This is a genomic window from Clostridium sp. NSJ-49 (assembly GCF_014287725.1).
Classification (GTDB): Bacteria; Bacillota; Clostridia; order Clostridiales; family Clostridiaceae; genus Clostridium; species Clostridium disporicum_B.
Genome location: NZ_JACOOP010000032.1, coordinates 1 through 18,534 on the forward strand (window position 1 = coordinate 1; position 18,534 = coordinate 18,534).

16 protein-coding genes are annotated in these 18,534 nt (G+C 29.3%); all 16 read right to left on the minus strand.

The features are described 5' to 3' along the window. Nucleotides 1-152: 152 nt before the first annotated feature. The 16 genes from H8S10_RS11660 to ahaH all read right to left on the minus strand — a co-directional run bounded on the left by H8S10_RS11660 (nucleotide 153) and on the right by ahaH (nucleotide 18,527). Nucleotides 153-1,793 carry a hypothetical protein gene (locus H8S10_RS11660; protein WP_055267358.1) on the minus strand — a complete coding sequence of 547 codons (1,641 nt, stop codon included), beginning with the start codon at nucleotides 1,791-1,793 and terminating at the stop codon, nucleotides 153-155. 179 nt (nucleotides 1,794-1,972) lie between these two features. Continuing rightward, the gene (locus H8S10_RS11665) at nucleotides 1,973-2,962 is read right to left on the minus strand and encodes a calcium/sodium antiporter (RefSeq protein ID WP_186838983.1); all 990 of its coding nucleotides are present in this window, start codon (nucleotides 2,960-2,962) and stop codon (nucleotides 1,973-1,975) included. A 271-nt stretch (nucleotides 2,963-3,233) separates the two neighbouring features. After that, a complete protein-coding gene (locus tag H8S10_RS11670; protein ID WP_186838984.1) occupies nucleotides 3,234-4,406 on the minus strand; it encodes an FprA family A-type flavoprotein in 1,173 nt (390 codons plus the stop codon). Nucleotides 4,407-4,545: 139 nt separating this feature from the next. Continuing rightward, nucleotides 4,546-6,822 (minus strand): RNA polymerase recycling motor HelD, encoded by a 2,277-nt coding sequence (gene helD / locus H8S10_RS11675; RefSeq protein WP_186838985.1) that lies wholly within the window; start codon nucleotides 6,820-6,822, stop codon nucleotides 4,546-4,548. Between the two features lie 488 nt (nucleotides 6,823-7,310). Beyond that, complete coding sequence (locus tag H8S10_RS11680; RefSeq protein ID WP_055267349.1) at nucleotides 7,311-7,817, minus strand: ECF transporter S component; 507 nt, start codon at nucleotides 7,815-7,817, stop codon at nucleotides 7,311-7,313. A 108-nt stretch (nucleotides 7,818-7,925) separates the two neighbouring features. After that, complete coding sequence (locus H8S10_RS11685; RefSeq protein ID WP_186838986.1) at nucleotides 7,926-8,789, minus strand: homocysteine S-methyltransferase family protein; 864 nt, start codon at nucleotides 8,787-8,789, stop codon at nucleotides 7,926-7,928. A gap of 132 nt (nucleotides 8,790-8,921) precedes the next feature. Then, nucleotides 8,922-9,875 (minus strand): MraY family glycosyltransferase, encoded by a 954-nt coding sequence (locus tag H8S10_RS11690; RefSeq protein ID WP_186838987.1) that lies wholly within the window; start codon nucleotides 9,873-9,875, stop codon nucleotides 8,922-8,924. Between the two features lie 137 nt (nucleotides 9,876-10,012). Continuing rightward, the gene (locus H8S10_RS11695; protein ID WP_055267343.1) at nucleotides 10,013-10,654 is read right to left on the minus strand and encodes a V-type ATP synthase subunit D; all 642 of its coding nucleotides are present in this window, start codon (nucleotides 10,652-10,654) and stop codon (nucleotides 10,013-10,015) included. A gap of 3 nt (nucleotides 10,655-10,657) precedes the next feature. Beyond that, a complete protein-coding gene (locus tag H8S10_RS11700) occupies nucleotides 10,658-12,037 on the minus strand; it encodes a V-type ATP synthase subunit B (protein ID WP_055267342.1) in 1,380 nt (459 codons plus the stop codon). After that, entirely contained in the window at nucleotides 12,030-13,805 is a 1,776-nt protein-coding gene (locus H8S10_RS11705) for a V-type ATP synthase subunit A (protein ID WP_055267361.1), read from the minus strand. The genes H8S10_RS11700 and H8S10_RS11705 overlap by 8 nt, the downstream gene beginning before the upstream one ends. 17 nt (nucleotides 13,806-13,822) lie before the next feature. After that, nucleotides 13,823-14,134: a V-type ATP synthase subunit F gene (locus H8S10_RS11710; protein WP_055267360.1), complete on the minus strand. Its 312-nt coding sequence runs from the start codon at nucleotides 14,132-14,134 to the stop codon at nucleotides 13,823-13,825. Next, on the minus strand, nucleotides 14,127-15,128 hold the full coding sequence (locus H8S10_RS11715; RefSeq protein ID WP_055267340.1) for a V-type ATP synthase subunit C: 1,002 nt from the start codon (nucleotides 15,126-15,128) through the stop codon (nucleotides 14,127-14,129). The genes H8S10_RS11710 and H8S10_RS11715 overlap by 8 nt, the downstream gene beginning before the upstream one ends. A gap of 11 nt (nucleotides 15,129-15,139) precedes the next feature. Further along, nucleotides 15,140-15,739: a V-type ATP synthase subunit E family protein gene (locus H8S10_RS11720; protein WP_055267338.1), complete on the minus strand. Its 600-nt coding sequence runs from the start codon at nucleotides 15,737-15,739 to the stop codon at nucleotides 15,140-15,142. 18 nt (nucleotides 15,740-15,757) lie between these two features. Beyond that, nucleotides 15,758-16,246, minus strand: coding sequence for a V-type ATP synthase subunit K (locus H8S10_RS11725; protein ID WP_055267336.1), 489 nt, complete (start codon nucleotides 16,244-16,246; stop codon nucleotides 15,758-15,760). Between the two features lie 12 nt (nucleotides 16,247-16,258). Next, a complete protein-coding gene (locus H8S10_RS11730) occupies nucleotides 16,259-18,214 on the minus strand; it encodes a V-type ATP synthase subunit I (RefSeq protein ID WP_186838988.1) in 1,956 nt (651 codons plus the stop codon). Then, on the minus strand, nucleotides 18,201-18,527 hold the full coding sequence (ahaH, locus tag H8S10_RS11735; RefSeq protein ID WP_055267332.1) for an ATP synthase archaeal subunit H: 327 nt from the start codon (nucleotides 18,525-18,527) through the stop codon (nucleotides 18,201-18,203). The genes H8S10_RS11730 and ahaH overlap by 14 nt, the downstream gene beginning before the upstream one ends. Nucleotides 18,528-18,534 lie beyond the last annotated feature (7 nt).

Consider the following 18,534-nt stretch of genomic DNA (forward strand, 5'->3'; position numbering starts at 1 on the left):
AATGCAAATCCTATTTGTTGCATAGGAATCACATTTTTTGTGAAGTTTTTCATATTATTACTATGCGCAAAAAAGGAAGTTCAAATTCGAACTTCCTTTTCTTTATCGGCAAATATCAAATTTTTTTTTTGATACAGCCCCTTTTATAAAATCTATTCTGTTGTGGTCGTACTACCTTCTTCTAGTGAACTTTCCATATTACTACCTTTTAAAGATAAGTTCTCAAAAGAATTTGTTATGATATATTTTCCATCTCCAACTTTAATAAATTTAAGAGATACTTTATCACCTACATTTGTTAAGGCTACCTCTCTAGAACTTTCTGTAGAAACAGAGAATATATTATCTGATCCCTTAATTTTAATATCATATATGCTTGAACCTTCTTTTATAACTAACCCTATTCTTTCAACTTCACCTTCTAGAACTTCTTCACTATTAGAACCTTCTAATGAAATATTAGTGTTTGTTAAAGCTTCAATATATCTATTTAACGTTGTTTGTAGTGAATCCCCTACGGCTACAGTACTATAGTTTTTAACATTAACCATTGCATACTGTTTAACTAATCCATTTGAGTCTTTTAAAGTCATAAAATATGTTGGTTCTGACTGAATGTTAATTAAATATGGGAATGTTGCACTATATCCATACTGTTGAACTTTACCTTCTGCCGATTGCATACTTGCAACCTCAGTAGCTCCAGATGTTTTATACATAGTAGTTTCCCCTGTTCTAGTATCTGTTAATGTAAATCCAACTAATCCTTCATCATTACCAACTGAAGTTATACCAGTATAATAATAACATTTATCATTGTTAAATATTATGTTCATACCTTGAGTAGTCTTTAACTTATCTTTATCACTAAAGTTAAAAATACCATGAACTAATTCTCCCCATTTATTTAAATAGTTATTTATATATCCTGACGGTTGAATTCTATCTACCCATTTTGGAGTGTTTTCTATATCATAAATATTTGATTCTCCAGTTTGAGCATCTATTATTAATACTCCAATTGCTTTTTGTTCAGTTAATCCAATAGCATTATCATATCTAGTTATTACCCAATAAGGATTTCCTTCATCATCTAATTCAAATGTATAGTCAGTATGGCCTGCTTTCATATCTCTTATATACGCCGCTCTATCTAAATCACTAAAAAGATATGCTGATTCAAGATATTTTAAATGTATAGGTTGTCCATTTAGTTCTGTAACTAATTGTACATCATTTTGATTTATTGCACTTACCTTAATATAACCTTTTGTACCTTCATTATTAATTAACCATTTAAACAATGATGAATGTTCTAAAGGTGCAACATAATATAATTGACCTGCAATACTTTGTAATGTTAAGTCACCAATAGTAACTTGGCTTCCTAAGCTTGGTATTTCACCTAACTTTTTATCTGCTAATTTTGCAGCTAATTGTTTATCAATAGTAGGTAATTGTTTTAAATCTATATATTCTATTTGACTTGAAAACTCTACCTCTTCAACGCTTCCTATTAAATCTCTATGTTCATTTGGCATTATTAATGGACTAAATACTACTAATGAAACCACATATAATACCGCTACTCCAATACCTGAAATTATATATTTCTTATTTAGTGTTAATGCTCCATAGGCTATTGTACATAAAACAAATGGTCCCACTAATAAGAATGAACTTAATGTGAAATCTAAGATTAATTTACTTTGAAATAAAAGAAATACCCCTATAGCAATATAAGCAAGTACTAACCACTTTATATATTGCGAAAATTTACTTTGAAAATTCATTTTCATCCCTCCATTAAATCATTATACTTCTAAACTCCACTTATAACAATACCTTTTTTAAAGTTTTCTTATATTTTATTATGAGTTATTTATTAACTTTTAGTTAACAATTATAAAATTTAAAAATCTCTAAGTGATATGAATTACAAAAAATAATAATTCTATCACCTAGAGATTTATTAGTTTCTAAATATTATATAAACCATATATCCAATGTATAACGATACAAATAATATTCCTTCAAGTTTTCCTAATCTCTTTTCTTTGCCTTTATGTGCAAAAATTAAAATACCTATTAGTATAGTAACTAAAATTAAGAATATAAAATCAACTATTAAAGTTGATGATACTATCATTGGAGTAATTATTGAAGATGCACCTATTATTAATAAAATATTAAATATATTTGATCCCAATATATTTCCAAGTGCCATATCTTCTTCACCTTTTAAAGCTGCCATTGCTGATGTAACAAGTTCTGGAAGAGATGTTCCCATTGCTACTATAGTAAGTCCTACTAATTTATCGCTCATACCCAACGCTGTTGCAATACTTGAAGCTGAATCTACAACAATATTACCACCTATAACTATACATATAGCCCCTATAATTAACGAAATTATACTTTTAGGTATATTTATATGTTCTATTCCTTCATCTTCTATAGCCATTTCTGCTGCTACATCCTTAGATTTACCTACTTTTTGTCCCTTAACTGTCCAAATTAAAAATAGAATATATAATATACATCCTGACAATAATATAAATCCATCAAATCTAGAAATATAATTTTCTTTTCCAAGAAGTATTCCATTGAAAGTTAAAAGTAAAAATAATGTTGTAACTGCTATATTAATAAGAAAATCCTTCTTAATTGTAGACTTTTTTATTATAAGTGGCATTATTATCAAAGTTACTCCAAATACCATAAGTGTGTTAAATATATTTGATCCTAAAACATTACCTACTGCTATTTCATTGCTACCTTGAAGTGATGAAACAATACTTACTGCAAGTTCTGGAGCGCTCGTCCCTAATGATACTATAGTTAATCCAACTATTACTGATGGAATCCCTAACTTTTTAGATATTCCAGAAGCTCCATCTACAAAAATATCCGCACCTTTTATAAGTAGAAAAAATCCTATAATTAATAATATGTAGTTCATTTATTTTCCCCTTTTCTTTAAGTTCCTTTAATTATTTTACATTATATAAAGTAAAAATACAAATACACTAAACATATTATTACATACAATACCTTATGGTTATCATAATAAAATTATAAATACTTTTTTGCGTAAAAAATTAAGAGTTAAAAGTGAATTGGGTTGAAATAAACAGCTTTGCTATTTATAAGCTTGCAATTTTTAAATGTCACTTATACTGACTATCTTCACAAGCCATTAACCCTACACTTTTAACTCTTAACTTATTATATTATCTCATTAATTCTATAAATTCATCTAAATAATCTTCTGCTTCTTCATACTTTTCTTCTGATGGTACAAAGCAGAACTTATATCCTGGAGCTGTTTTTATCTTTAAGCTTTTAAGTCTTTCTGTAAGCATAGGAACTCCTTCACCACTCCATCCATAAGATCCAAAGGCCATTGCAACTTTATCTCTATTTGTAATAGCACTTACAAGTGATAATAAATCCCAAGCTGGTTTAACTGCATCTTTATTTATTGTTGGTGATCCTATTAGGAATCCTTTTGCTTTTGAAATTTTTTCTATAGATTCTTCTAAAGGAATAGTAGTTATCTCTGTAACATCAGCCTTAAACCCTTTATCTTCTAGTTTTTTCTTAAAGAAATTAGCCATCATCTCTGTATTATGATAAGCGGATATATAGAATATTTCAACTTTATTTTCGTCAACTTCTACCTCTTTACTCCATTCTTTATAAAGATTTAATATTTTATCTATTTCTCTAACATGTATTGGTCCATGACTTGGGGCTATCATATCAATTTTTAAATCTTTAATTTTTTCTAATCCTAAATTAACATACTTAGGGAATGGTCCCATTATACAATCATAATAATATTTCATCTCTGAAAAATATTCATCATTAAGCTCACATGTCATACTTCCTTCTGGACAGAAGTGAGAACCTGTAAAGTCACAAGTAAATAAAACATTCTTTTCTTTAACATAAGTAAACATAGTATCTGGCCAATGTAAGTTTGGAGCACTTATAAAGCTTAGTGTGTGATTTCCTAAATTAATTTCCTCATTAGCCTCTCTAGCGTTAAACTCACAATTTAAAATATCTTTTAAATATTTTAAAGTAGCTCTTGATCCAACAATTTTTACCTCTGGGTAATCTTTTATTAAATCTTTTAAAGCTCCACTATGGTCTAATTCTGTATGATGTACCACAACATAATCAATTTTCTTTTCACCAATTATACTTTTAATATTTTCTTTAAACTCGTTATAAAACCCATTTTTAACTATATCAAATATGGCTACTTTTTCATCATTAATTAAATAAGAGTTATAAGTAGTTCCTTTTTTCGTTTCCATAATTATATCAAATATTCTTAACTCAGGATCTTTTACACCAATCCAGTATATACTTTCTTTTAACTGCTCTACCGCCATTCATTCAACCTCCAAATTACTAATTTCTATTTTATATTTTACCAAATTATATTTCAATCTTAAACTATAATTTATAACTATTATAAGTCAAAAAGTTAGATTATTGACTATTTTACTCTGAATTAATAGTTGTTATTAATTAATACTCAATATTCCTACTTATTTCACCTTCAGCAATAACATACTGATAGTGTAATGCCCTCGTTAAAGCAACATAAAGTAATCTTTGATTTAATAAATTATCATTATAATTACTTTCTAATGGATTATAAATAATAGTTCCATCAAACTCTAACCCTTTTGTTAAATAGGATGGAATTATTACCACATCCTCTGGGGAATCTTTCTCATTTCCCTTTATAAGCTGTATTTTTCTATTACAATATTTCTTAATATTTTTTTCTAAAGCTTTAGCCTCCTCTAAGGTTCTCGTAATAATACCTATACTTCTTTTTCCTTTACCTTCTATCTCCTCTATTATCTGTTCTATAAACTTAGCAGATTCTTTTTTATCTTTAGACATTTTAATTATTGGTTTATCACCATGTCTTAATACAGGTTTAGCTGGAGTTAACCCTAAATTTTGAGCTTCTAATGCTTTCTGTACAAAATCTATTATTTCCACAGTAGATCTATAACTTTGTGTTAAAGATATATACGTTGCATTGCCATTGAATATTTTTTCCGTTATATCTTCCCATCTCTTAACACCTTTGTAATAGTAAATTCCTTGTGCTAAATCGCCTACTAAAGTTAAAGAGTTTCCTCTTGTTAAATTTGTTATTACTTCAATCTGTAATGGACTATAATCTTGTGCTTCATCTATTACTATATGTTTAAACTTCGATTTTTCTTCTATTCCTTCTAATAATATATGAATATATAAAAGTGCTGCTAAATCATCTTCGTCTACTATCCCCTTTTCAAAGTTCTCAACAACTTCCTCTTTCATATATTCTAAAAGTTGAAATGGTATTCTATTATCTACAGCTATATCAAATACAGCTTTATCTTTAAACATATCTAAATATATATCTTTAGAAGTTATACCCCTCCAGTTTTTAAAGTATTCATTCATTACCTTTTTAGAATCTTGTTTTATATAATTTTTAATACTATCTCGCTCATCGTATAGTTTTCTTAACTCACTTCTTCTCTCTTCACTATCTTCAGAATTAGATTTAACTTCTCTAATTTTTAAATCCCATTCTCTATCTACAGTTAACAATAAAGTTTGTATTTTTTCTTTTAACTTTAAATTAAGATATCTTTTAATTTCATCTTTACGCTTATTTATTGGATATACTTTTAAATCTTTTAAGTATAATCTAGTAATTTCCCTTTTAGAAAATAACGTGTATCCACTTATTACTATATCTTCTATTTCTAAAGAACTGCTATCTAGAAGTGCTATATATCTATCTATTATAGTTTTGAATATTAAATTCCCTTTTACCTTAGATGAGTTCACCATAAATTTTCTTAACGTTTCATCTTCAGTTTCAATAATATCCTTTAACTTATCATCTTTTGATCTTATTTTTCCTTTTAATTTTAGTTCTTTCACTACTAAATCTTGAAAAGTAGTTTGAGCAACATCTTTACTACCAAGACTAGGTAAAATCTCTGATATATAATCTAAAAATATTTTATTAGGTGCTAACACTAGTATATCTTTACCTTCCATTGACTCCCTATATCTATATAAAAGATATGCTAGTCTATGTAATGCTATAGTTGTTTTTCCAGATCCAGCTGATCCTTGCACTATAATAGGCAAATTTTTAGGCCATCTTATAATATCATTTTGCTCTTTTTGTATAGTTGCAACTACTTCTTTTAACTTTTTTCCTTTGCTTTCTTCAAGGTTTATCTTTAAAAATTCGTCTACTAAATCTACTCCTTCTTCCCCTGAAATAAATAATTCATTAATACCTTCATCAAAAATTCGTTCAATATCATCATTTTTGTAAAGAAATCTTCTTTTTAAAGATAATTCTCCTTCTATAACTCCTGATGGAGCTTTATAATACGCTTCTCCACCTGTCCCACTATAATATAAATCAGCAACTGGTGCTCTCCAGTCTACAACAATTTCCTCTCCATCCTTGCTAGATGATATTCCTTGTTTTCCTATATATATTTTTTCTAAAGCTCCTAGCTTTTCAGTAAAATCCACTCTTGCAAAATACGGAGTCTTTATAGCTTCTTCATAACTTTCTATATCCATCTTTAATACGTTATAAATTTTCTCTGTATTTTCTTTCTCCTGATCGTAATTTCCTTTTGCTGCTTTTGTTAAAGCTTTAAGCTTTGTTTCTATTTCCTGCTCATATTTAAGCTTTTCATTTATTTCATATAAAATTAATTCTTTTTTTTCTTTTAATACTTGCTTTGCACGACTTAAATCATCCATCTTTATCTTATCCCTCTCAACTAATTACTTATAGTAACAAATTAAAAACATAAATATTTAAATATAAATACTATTATTTCCTATAGCATTCATAAAGTTATCATATAAAACTATTGTAACTACAATTTGTTATGATTTACCATATACTTATTATTTTTAACATTTTATCTTAAAAATATAATCAAATAGTATATTTTCTTATATTAACAATAATATCATAAAATATATTTTCTTCAATTAATCATACTAAAAAATAGAGGATGGTGTTACTATGACAAAAAATAATTTAAAAAACACTTCGATTCCTATATCCCAAATTAGTAACTTTACTAAGCATGCAGTAGAAAGTTTTGAAGAAAACATAGTAAATCAACATAATTATTTAGAAAAAGTACATAATAATCTATCTAGTAAAAAATAAAATACTATTAAAGGCCCCCTATCATAATTTGACAGGAGGCCTTTAATTATTTAATCATCTATTTTTATTAATTAAATGCTGAATATAAATCTTTTCTTCTTGCTTTAGCCATTGCTTTACATAATACAAATGATATAGATGCATCCATAGCATGATGTATTATTGTACCTAATGCTACAACTACTAACATCTCGTATAAATTAAAACCAAATGGAATTACTATTAATGCTTCTAAAATACCATGTAGCGGAGCAGTAATAACCATAGCTTTTTTAAAATTCTTTTCTTTCTGAACAATTTTTGCTCCAATAAATCCTACAGGAGCATGCATTAATGCTCTTGCAGCAATATAAGGTGGCAATCCAGTAATAAAAAATCCTAATCCTGATCCTATTCCTACAACAATAGCAACTACCGGTGAAATAAGCATGGATAAAAACATAGGCACATGTGAACATAATGTTGCACTAAAAGGCCCTAAAACTATCTTTAAAAAACCAAATTGTACTGGAATTATTATTGCGAGTGCTACTAATAATCCTGCTAGAACCATTTTTTTAACTCTGTTATTCATTTTAAATCCCCCATCTAAAAACAAAATATTCATACCATATATACTGGTGTATATACACTAGTATATATGGTATTGTTGCTATTGTAAATAGATGATTAACATATTTTTCTATACTTTGCTTAACTCTTCTTTTATTCTTCTTATATATTCTGGAGTAGTACCACAACATCCTCCAACAATTTTTGCTCCCTCTTCAATACACTTTAATATTTCTTTTGAAAACTCATTTTCTGATATTTCTATAAATTCCTTTAGATTGTTCATATAACATCTTGTATTGGGTTGAATAATAATATTCTTTGTAGTTAACGTATTTATTTTCTTAACAATTTTGTGTATCCCATTTATCCCTGGAGAACAGTTAATTCCTACGGCATCTACTTCTAACTTATTCATATCTTCTATAGCTTTCTCAATAGTATTTCCATCAAAAAGCTTACAATCATTATCTAATGTAAATGCACAAAACACTGGTAAATTATTATAATCTTTAACCGCTTTTACTGCAGCTTTACATTCATCTAAACTAAGTATTGTCTCTATCAAAATTAAATCTACTCCACCTTTCGACGCAATAATTACCTGTTTTTTGAAAATTTCATAAGCTTCATCAAAAGTAAGTTTTCCTGTCGCATTTACTCCTACTCCTGTTGGTCCCATATCATAAGCTATTAATATATCTTCATTATCTCCTTTCACTTCTTTTGCTATCATAATACCTTTTCTTATTATTTCTTCTATAGAATATTTGCTATTTTTTAATCTAATATCATTTGCTCCAAATGTATTTGTTGTTATAACATTTGATCCTGCCTTTATATATTCTTTATGTATTTTCTTTATAGTATCCTCTTCAGTAAAGTTATATATTTCAGGATTATTATTTATATTTAATCCATACCTTTTAATCATAGTTCCCATTGCACCATCAAAAAGTAATATACCTTTATTCTTAATCTCTTTAAAATTCATTTTTACTCTCCAATCTATCTCATTACTTTTATATTACCATTTATAAATTTAATAATTCTTTATATAAATAAATAATCATAAAAAAACTCACAGATACTTTAAATATCTATGAGTTTATTCCGCAATATAATTTTAAAATTTAACTAACAAAATTATTATCGATATTATGCTAAATATTAAGCTTATTAGTGTTATTGACGTAACTACTTCAATTGTAGTTAATCCCTTTTCCTTCAATCTATAATGTATTTGACTTCTATCAGCTTGATAAACAGGCTTACCCTCTGAAAATCTCTTAAATATAACAAAAATATTATCAAAAATAGGAACGGCCAAAGCTAATATAGGTATTAATAAACTTAATATCGTTGCTTGCTTAAATGCTCCATCTAAAGCAATAATACTTAAAATAAATCCTAAAAAGTTAGCCCCTGAATCTCCCATAAATATTTTAGCAGGATATTTATTGTATAATAAAAATGCTAATACACATCCACCAGTTATAAGTGAAAATATCAATGATGGAGGTTGTGCAAGAACAATAGCAGTAGCTGCAAATGTCATTGCAGATATAAATGATAATCCTCCGGCTAAACCGTCCATACCATCAGACCAATTAATAACAGTTGTCACTCCAAATATCCAAGTAACAGTTAGTACATATTGTATAATTGTAGGTAATGCTATATATGTATCTGTAAAAGGATTTGTAAATCCATTAAAGGATACTCCTGAAAAGAATACTATTGTAGCTGCAAGTAACTGTACTATAAGTCTTGGCATAATTGCAAATTCTTTTCCTACACTTTTATAATAATCATCAACAAGCCCTATTCCAACAATTAAAGTTGCTCCAATAAATATTCCATATTTTTCATCAAAGGCATGATTCCAAAAAGAAATAAAGTAAGTAATAAAGAATCCTATATACATAGCTATACCTCCACATAATGGAGTTTCTCCCCTATGTATTTTTCTCTTTGTCGGCTTATCTGTAAAATTATATTTAAATGACATTTTCATTAGCATAGGTGTAATAAAATACACTACAGAAAATGCAATAATCATCGCTAGTAAATATTTCATCAATAGTACTCCTTAATTAATTTAGTATATAACTTTTGTCAATCGTCTATTGTATATAAGAATTATACTATTGTTTTCTATCTTTAGCAATTACAAAAGTGTTACAATGGAAAAAGCTGTGTTTCCACAGCTTTTTATTATCCTCTTGATTGAATCATATCCTTAACCTTCATTAATCTAGTTAAGGCTCCTCTTTCATTTTCATCTAACTTCATTCTTATATATTTAATAGTTTCTTGAAGTTGAGGTATAGTCATATATTCAAGAGCATTAACTCTTCTTCTTGTCTTTTCAATTTCATCAGCCATAAGCTGAGTAGATTTTTCAACTTCTGCAAGTTCAAGTAATTTAGGTAATATTGTATATAACTTTGTTATGGCATCATCTAATTCACTTGAAGTATTTGCAAATCCATATGGGAATATACTTCCTTCATCATCTTGAAGTTGTCTACGGAAAGTCATTTCTGGAACATTAACACTCATTATATTCTTAGTTCCTACTTCAACAGATATACTTTCCTTAGGATAAGCTACTGCTTCCTCTAAGAATTCAGAGCTCATTACAGCACTTGCCATAACGAAATCTTTAAATGAACCTTCAAGTTCTTTTTCTACTGACTTTCTAAGTTCATTATTATATTTAACAAGATTAATAAATTGTCTCATTAGCTCATCTTGCTTATCCTTAAGAAGTTTGTGTCCTCTTGTAGCTGTAGTTAGTCTTTTCTTCAGCTTTGTGAGTTCCATTCTAGTAGGATTGACATTTAATCTTGCCATATTCTACTCTTCCTCTCTTAGCATATACTTTTCAAGATATTCATCTCTAATTCTCTTAAGCTCTGTCTTTGGAAGAATCTTAAGTAATTTCCATCCTAAGTTTAATGTTTCTTCTATTGTTCTATTAGTTTCAAATCCTTGAGAAACATATTCTTCTTCAAAAGCTTCAGCAAATTTAGCAAATTTCTTATCTGTATCTGATAAAGCTGATTCTCCTAAGATAGCAGATAATTCTTTTGCTTGCTTACCTTGCGCATAAGCTGAGAATAATTGATTCATTGTATCTGCATGGTCTTCTCTTGTTTTTCCTTTACCTATACCTTTATCTTTAAGTCTTGATAGTGAAGGTAATACATCTATTGGAGGCATTACACCTTTTTTGTATAACTCTTTTGTAAGAATTATTTGCCCCTCTGTAATATACCCAGTTAAGTCTGGAATTGGATGCGTCTTATCTTCTTCTGGCATTGTAAGTATTGGAATTTGAGTTATAGATCCTTTTCTACCTCTAATTCTTCCTGCTCTTTCATATAATGTAGAAAGGTCAGTATATAGATATCCTGGATATCCTCTTCTTCCTGGTACTTCTTTTCTTGCAGCTGATACTTCTCTTAAAGCTTCTGCATAGTTTGTTATATCAGTCATAATTACAAGAACGTGCATGTCTTTTTCATATGCTAAGAATTCAGCAGCTGTTAATGCCATTCTTGGAGTAGCTATTCTCTCGATAGCTGGGTCAGATGCTAAGTTCATAAATAGAACTGCATTATCTATTGCACCAGTCTTTTTAAATTCATCTACGAAGAATTGAGATTCTTCGAAAGTTATACCTATAGCTGCAAATACAACAGCAAAGTTAGAATCTGAATTTAAAACCTTCGCTTGTCTTGCTATTTGAGCAGCTAATTGCGCATGTGGAAGACCTGCTGCTGAGAACACTGGTAACTTTTGTCCTCTAACAAGAGTATTTAATCCATCTATAGCAGATATTCCTGTTTGAATAAATTCAGCTGGAAAATCTCTTGATACTGGATTTATAGCTTCACCATTTATATCTTTATAAGCTTCTGGAATAATCTTTGGTCCTTTGTCTATAGGGTTACCCATACCATCGAATACTCTTCCTAACATATCTTCAGATACCCCTAGTTGAAGAGGCTTTCCTAAGAATTTTACTTTTGTACCCTTTAGGTTTATCCCTGAAGAACCTTCAAATAACTGAACCATAGCTCTAGATCCATTTACCTCAAGAACTTTACCTCTTCTTTTTTCGCCAGTTTGTATTTCAACTTCTACTAGCTCATCAAACTTTACACCGCTAACTCCTTCAACAACCATCAAAGGCCCTACAACTTCGGTTACAGTTCTGTATTCTCTAAGCATTTAGAACCCCTCCTTCGCGTATCAAATCATCAATAGCAATCTTAAGCTCTTCTGCAATTTCATCTGTTCTATTTATATCATCTTCATGAATATACTTAGCTCTTGCTATTTTATCTCTTACTTCTAATTCTAAAATTTTATTTAAGTATACTCCAGCTTCAAGGGCTCTTTCCGCTTCTTTCTTAAATAATAAAACTAATTTTAACATTCTATATTGCTTTTCTAGTGAAGTATACGTATCAATTTCATGGAAACTATTTTGTTGTAAATAGTCTTCTCTTATTGACTTAGCAACTTCTAACTTTAATCTATCTTTTTCAGATAAAGCATCTATACCTACTAATCTAACTATTTCATCAAGGCTAGCTTCTTCTTGTAATAAAGCCATAGCTTCCATTCTTAATTCTGACCAGTCTTCAGCAACTTCTTTATTAAAGTAAGCATCTATAGTATCTGCATATAAAGAATAAGATGATAACCAGTTTATTGCTGGGAAGTGTCTCTTATATGCTAATTGAGCATCTAATCCCCAGAATACCTTAACTATTCTTAAAGTTGATTGTGTAACTGGTTCTGAAAGGTCTCCACCTGGAGGTGATACTGCTCCTATTGCAGTTACTGATCCTTCTCTTCCATCTTTACCTAAGCAAATAACCTTACCAGCTCTTTCATAGTATTCAGCAAGTCTTGATCCTAAGTATGCAGGGTATCCTTCATCTCCTGGCATTTCTTCAAGTCTACCAGACATTTCTCTTAATGCTTCTGCCCATCTTGATGTTGAATCAGCCATTATTGATACTGAATATCCCATATCTCTAAAGTATTCAGCTATAGTTATACCTGTATATATTGAAGCTTCTCTAGCTGCAACTGGCATATTTGAAGTATTAGCTATAAGAACTGTTCTTTTCATTAAGCTTTCCCCAGTTTTAGGGTCAATAAGTTCTGGGAATTCATTAAGAACGTCTGTCATCTCATTTCCACGTTCTCCACATCCAACATAAACAACAATTTCAGCATCTCCCCATTTTGCAATTTGGTGTTGAGTAACTGTCTTACCTGCTCCGAAAGGCCCTGGTACTGCAGCTGCTCCACCCTTTGCTACAGGGAAGAATGTATCTATAACTCTTTGTCCTGTTGTCATTGGAACTGTTGGTTTTAATTTTGTTTCATATGGTCTACCTTTTCTTGCAGGCCATTTTTGCATCATAGTAAGTTCTTTATCCCCTTTTTCAGTTTCTAATACACAAACTGTATCAACAACTGTAAACTCACCTGATTTTATTTCTTTAACTTTACCACTTACTCCATATGGAACCATTATCTTATGTAATACAACTGTAGTTTCTTGAACTGTACCAATTATATCTCCTGCTGATACTTCATCTCCAATTTGAACAGTAGGTTTAAAGTCCCATACTCTTTCTCTGTTTAATGAATTAACTGAAATTCCCTTTGATAAGAAAGGTGAATTCGCAGCTTTTTCAAAAGCATCTAATGGTCTTTGAATTCCATCAAACATTGATTCAATAAGTCCTGGTCCTAACTCTAAGCTTAAAGGCTCTCCAGTTGTTACAACTGGGTCACCAGTACCTATACCTGTTGTTTCTTCGTAAACTTGGATAGATGCCTTATCTCCTCTCATCTCGATAATTTCTCCGATAAGACCTTTTTCTCCAACTTTAACCATATCATATATATTAGCTTCATCCATTCCTTCAGCTACAACTAAAGGACCTGAAACTTTAATTATCTTTCCAGTCTTCAACACTCTAACCTGCCTTCCTATAATATATTGACTCCTACAGCTTTCTCCACTGAATCACTTATTCTCTTTGAACCTATATTTAAAGTTCCTTGATTGCTTGGAATTAATATTACAGCAGGAAGTACTTGTTTATTATAACGCTCTATTGTTTCTTCTATTGTAACTGCAACTTGTTCTGTTATAAATATAACTGCGTAATCATTCATAGCCATCTTATCTACTGCTATTCTAGCTTCATCTGCATCAACAACTGGAAATACATCTATTCCTAATGCTTTAAAAGCTAAAACCGAGTCCTTATCTCCAACTACTCCAATTTTCTTATACATAACTATCACGCAGCCTTTCTCTTATTACTTCCTGAGAAATATTATTAAGCTTACCTACCATAATAATTCTAATAATTTTAATCTCTGTTTCTTTTGCATAGATATATGATAATATTCTATCTGGTCCAAAAGTAACTAATCTAGCACCCTTCATTAAATCCATAATATAATTATCACTTAATTTTTCTAAAAGACTTGCAGAGTTAGATTCCTTAAAGTTTTCTATTCCTTCTTTTATAATATCTGAGTATATTGTAGTGCTTAACTTAGTTATTATATTTTCAGGAGTTTCATTTATAATTGATATTAAAGTATCTTTATCAATAGCTCCACCAGAAATTAATACTTTTGATGCAAATTCTCTTCCTTGCCCTTGCTTCTTAAGTCTAATTAAAGTTCTAATATTAGTTAGATCGATTGTTGCCAAAACAAGTTTATCAGTAAATTTATAGTCTAATTTTTTCTTTATATCTTGCATTTCATCAAACATATATCTGTCTACAATAATATCGATTTTTTGTGGATCTTTATTTTCTTCAAAATCTTTTACAACTTCAATAACAGCTTTTTTAGTATATCCTTTTAAATCATCAAAGTTATCTAAATCAATTATACTTTTTAATTCCTTTAAATCTTCTATCCCTAAATCTATTAAAAGATTAGATAAATCCTTTGAAAGAAACTTTCCTTTTAGTAATACTTTTAAGTTATGATATCTATATTTTACGCTCATTAAATCTACTACGTCTTTAACTGGACAAAGTTCATACATTAATTCGTAAACTCTCTTTAATTCATAAGATAAAATATTTTCATAATCATTAACTCTTTTTGCTTTACTTAATATATTAGAATATTCCGTTTCATTAAGAATTTTTAAAGCTTCTTCTGCTGAAGGTGCTTCGATCATTCTTTCAATTTTAGTTCTATCAAGGAGTCTTGTTTCAAATACCCAAATTCTTGAAAGAGCTTGAGTAAACTGCATTACATCCATAGTTACCCTCCTTAACTAAATAACACCTTTGCAACTTCAAATTCTAATTCATCTCTTAATGAGCTTATTAAAGCTTCATATGTGTTATTAATTTCTATACCATTCTTTTCTAATATAAATCCACCTCTAAAACTTCCTTCTTTCTTAAGAAGTCTTATTTCACCCTTAAGTCCTTTATCTTTTAATTCAGCATTTAATGAATCCATAAATTCTAATCCAATCACCTTTAATCCCTCATGGTTTAAAACTAAGTTCTCATCACCTTCTATATCCATAGAGAGAATACTTCTTCTAATAAAGTTACTTAATTCGTCTGCAGATAACGTACATAATTTATTTAAAGCTTCATCAAAAACATCATCTATTACTGATTGTTTTTGAGCTAACTTATCATTTCTTACTTTTAATTTTGCTGAAGAAATTATTCTATCTTTTTTAGATTTTCCTTCTTGCTCAGCCTTAGATAATATTTCATCTTCTAAAGCTTTTGCACTATTAACTCTCTTAGAAATTATTTTATTCTTCTCATCCTCTGAAGCAGCTAAAATACTATCCCTTTCTACTTCAGCATCCTTTAGGATCTTAGAAGTAATATTCTTCACATCTGACATAGTTTTATATCTCCAATCCTAGAATGTTTTCATAACTAACATAAATGAAATAACGAATCCTAATAATGCATATGTTTCAACCATAGCTGATAATATAATACCTTTAGTATTATGTTCTGGTCTCTTAGCTAATATTTGAATACCAGCTGCTGCAACTCTACCTTGAGCTATAGCTGAGAAATATCCTGCTAAAGCAATTGGAAGACAAGCTCCAAAAATATATAATCCTTGAGAAAGTGTCATACCACTTGATAATTTAGTAAATGCTAGAAATCCAACAACGAAACCGTATAAACCTTGAGTACCTGGTAATAGTTCTAGAACTAATGCTTTACCAAACTTTTCTGGTTCTTCTGTTACAAGTCCTGTAGCTGCTTCCCCTACTAATCCAACACCTTTTGCTGATCCTATTCCTGATAATCCAACTGCTAAAGCAATACCTAAAGCCGCGAAGATTATTCCCCCACTATTTTCCATTAAAAATTGTATCCATGTCATATTATTCATTTTTTATTCCTCCTAATTATTCTTTAAATTAATATATCTTTCTGATGATTTAAATGGAGTAAATGGCTTTCCTCCACCTTCGTAGAATTTTGAAAAATATTCTACATATTGTAATCTTGCTGTATGAACATATGCTCCTAATAATCCCAATAATAAATTAAATATGTGAGCTAAAACAAAAATTATTGGACCTATTATTATAGCTACTATGCCTTGTGGTAATTGTGCAATAAGCATATTTAATGCTCCTGCAATACTTCCACCAGCTAAACCTAAAGCCATAAGTCTTGTATATGAAACTAAATCTGATACATACCCAGTAATTCCATATAATGCATATAGGCCTTGGCCAATTTGTGCTCCCTTAGTTTTCTCAGTTCTACCACCAGTTAAAACTATAATTACAGCACCAACTATTAATCCACCTATACTTATATATTTCATAATCGGTGGCCATTTTAGCATGATACTTCCTGCTAATAATCCTATTGATACTAACGTTATAATCCATGCTCCTGCATCATAAAATGCATCTTTTTTCTTACCATCTTTTATAAGAACATATGCCTTTATACCAAGTCCAAAGAATATTTGAATTACTCCTAAAACTATTGACATCCCTAATATTGTATTAATATCTCTTGAAGGATCTATAAGCCCTGGTATTTTTACTGCATCTCCAAAGAACGAACCATAGATTAATCCAAAAAAGATAGTTGGAAAACTTAAATAGAAAAAGAATCTTGCAAAATCTTCATTTTTCTTTGTAAGTTTTATAAATTTCATTGCACAAAATGCTACAATAAGCATTACAATTCCATATCCTGCATCTGCTACCATCATCCCAAAAAACACTAGATAAAAAGGTACAAGCAATGGTGTTGGGTCTACCTCATTATATTTTGGATAACTATACATTTCTGTAACAGATTCAAATGTTCTACTTAACTTATGATTACTAAGTTTTATAGGCACATCATCTATTTCTTCTTCTTTTACATCCTCAAAAGTTATATAATAATCATCTTTTAATTGTTCATTACATATTTCTTTTAATTTTTCGTTATCTTCAACAGGACACCACCCCTGAATTGTTATAGTGTTATTTGTCTTTAAGAAATTAGTAGATACAGTTTTTCTTCCTAACTTGTTAGAATAATAATCATATACTAACTTTAAGGTTTTATTTTCATCTTCTAAAGAAGATATCTCTTCTTTTACGAAGAATATTTCTGATTTTATCTCTTCAATTTCTGCTGTATAGTCCATAACTAATTTTTGTGGACTATCTTTATGTTCTGTTTTAAACGGGCTAAATCCATACCCTCTAATAGTACTTAATACTTCATCTTCTTTTTCTTTGTTTGCTATTACTAGTATGTTCGTACCATTTGAATTCCTTGATATAATCTCAACATATGAATCTTGTAACTCTTCAAGTAATTTTTCTTCATATTGTTTAGCAATACTACCTAAAAAGTAAGAAGTCTTTTTTAACTCTTCTAAAGCTTTGAATGGAATATCAAGTGGTTGCCATGGAGTTAATATGTCTATTTCACCTTGAAGCTTAACTATTTTATTTTCTAATGATGTTAGCTTCTCTTCCTCTTTCTTCACCTTAGTATAAATATCAAGCCAATTAGATGATTCTACTTTTTTATCTAATTCATCGATAGTTACATACTCTTTATCATCTTCAAGAGCCTTAATTCCTGACTTTTTAGGCATATAGCTATTTAAAAATTCAAGAGCGAATTTAGCTTTTGATAAATTTTCCTCTAGCTCTGCACTTTCTGGACTAATCTCATCTTTCGCAAGATCTTGTAACTCCTCATTTTTCTCCAAGATATTTTCATCTTGTAAATTTATGAATTCAACTTTTGAAAATTCCTGTAGTTTACGAAGAAGTTCTTCTTTATGAGATTTAAAAGTTAGCAAAGTGAATTTATTCATCTTAACTATTGCCATAACTCTTCACTATCCTCTCAACAACTATATTTACAGCATTTTCTTTAACATCATTAGCTACATTTTTAATAGCATAAACTTCCTTTTCACCTTTTTCTAATATAGGCTTAGCTTCAAAATTTCCTTCTTCAATAGCAAGATTTATTATCTCATCTGCTTTTGCTCTAGCTTCTTTTAGAATTTCATTATACTTAGAATCAGCTTCACTTTTAGCTTTTTGAATCATCTCTGCTGCATTTTTCTTTGCTTCATTGATCATCTCATCAGCTTTTTGTTCTGCATTCTTTATTTCCTTAATTGCTTCTAACGCCAAAATCTCA

Coding starts and splice junctions, on each gene's coding strand:
- H8S10_RS11670 (WP_186838984.1), bottom strand. CDS start 4,406: ATGGCGGTAGAGCAGTTAAAAGAAAGTATATACTGGATTGGTGTAAAA.
- helD (WP_186838985.1), bottom strand. CDS start 6,822: ATGGATGATTTAAGTCGTGCAAAGCAAGTATTAAAAGAAAAAAAAGAA.
- H8S10_RS11720 (WP_055267338.1), bottom strand. CDS start 15,739: ATGTCAGATGTGAAGAATATTACTTCTAAGATCCTAAAGGATGCTGAA.
- H8S10_RS11680 (WP_055267349.1), bottom strand. CDS start 7,817: ATGAATAACAGAGTTAAAAAAATGGTTCTAGCAGGATTATTAGTAGCA.
- H8S10_RS11715 (WP_055267340.1), bottom strand. CDS start 15,128: ATGGATGTAATGCAGTTTACTCAAGCTCTTTCAAGAATTTGGGTATTT.
- H8S10_RS11710 (WP_055267360.1), bottom strand. CDS start 14,134: ATGTATAAGAAAATTGGAGTAGTTGGAGATAAGGACTCGGTTTTAGCT.
- H8S10_RS11730 (WP_186838988.1), bottom strand. CDS start 18,214: ATGGCAATAGTTAAGATGAATAAATTCACTTTGCTAACTTTTAAATCT.
- H8S10_RS11695 (WP_055267343.1), bottom strand. CDS start 10,654: ATGGCAAGATTAAATGTCAATCCTACTAGAATGGAACTCACAAAGCTG.
- H8S10_RS11725 (WP_055267336.1), bottom strand. CDS start 16,246: ATGAATAATATGACATGGATACAATTTTTAATGGAAAATAGTGGGGGA.
- H8S10_RS11690 (WP_186838987.1), bottom strand. CDS start 9,875: ATGAAATATTTACTAGCGATGATTATTGCATTTTCTGTAGTGTATTTT.
- H8S10_RS11685 (WP_186838986.1), bottom strand. CDS start 8,789: ATGAATTTTAAAGAGATTAAGAATAAAGGTATATTACTTTTTGATGGT.
- H8S10_RS11700 (WP_055267342.1), bottom strand. CDS start 12,037: ATGCTTAGAGAATACAGAACTGTAACCGAAGTTGTAGGGCCTTTGATG.
- H8S10_RS11660 (WP_055267358.1), bottom strand. CDS start 1,793: ATGAATTTTCAAAGTAAATTTTCGCAATATATAAAGTGGTTAGTACTT.
- H8S10_RS11665 (WP_186838983.1), bottom strand. CDS start 2,962: ATGAACTACATATTATTAATTATAGGATTTTTTCTACTTATAAAAGGT.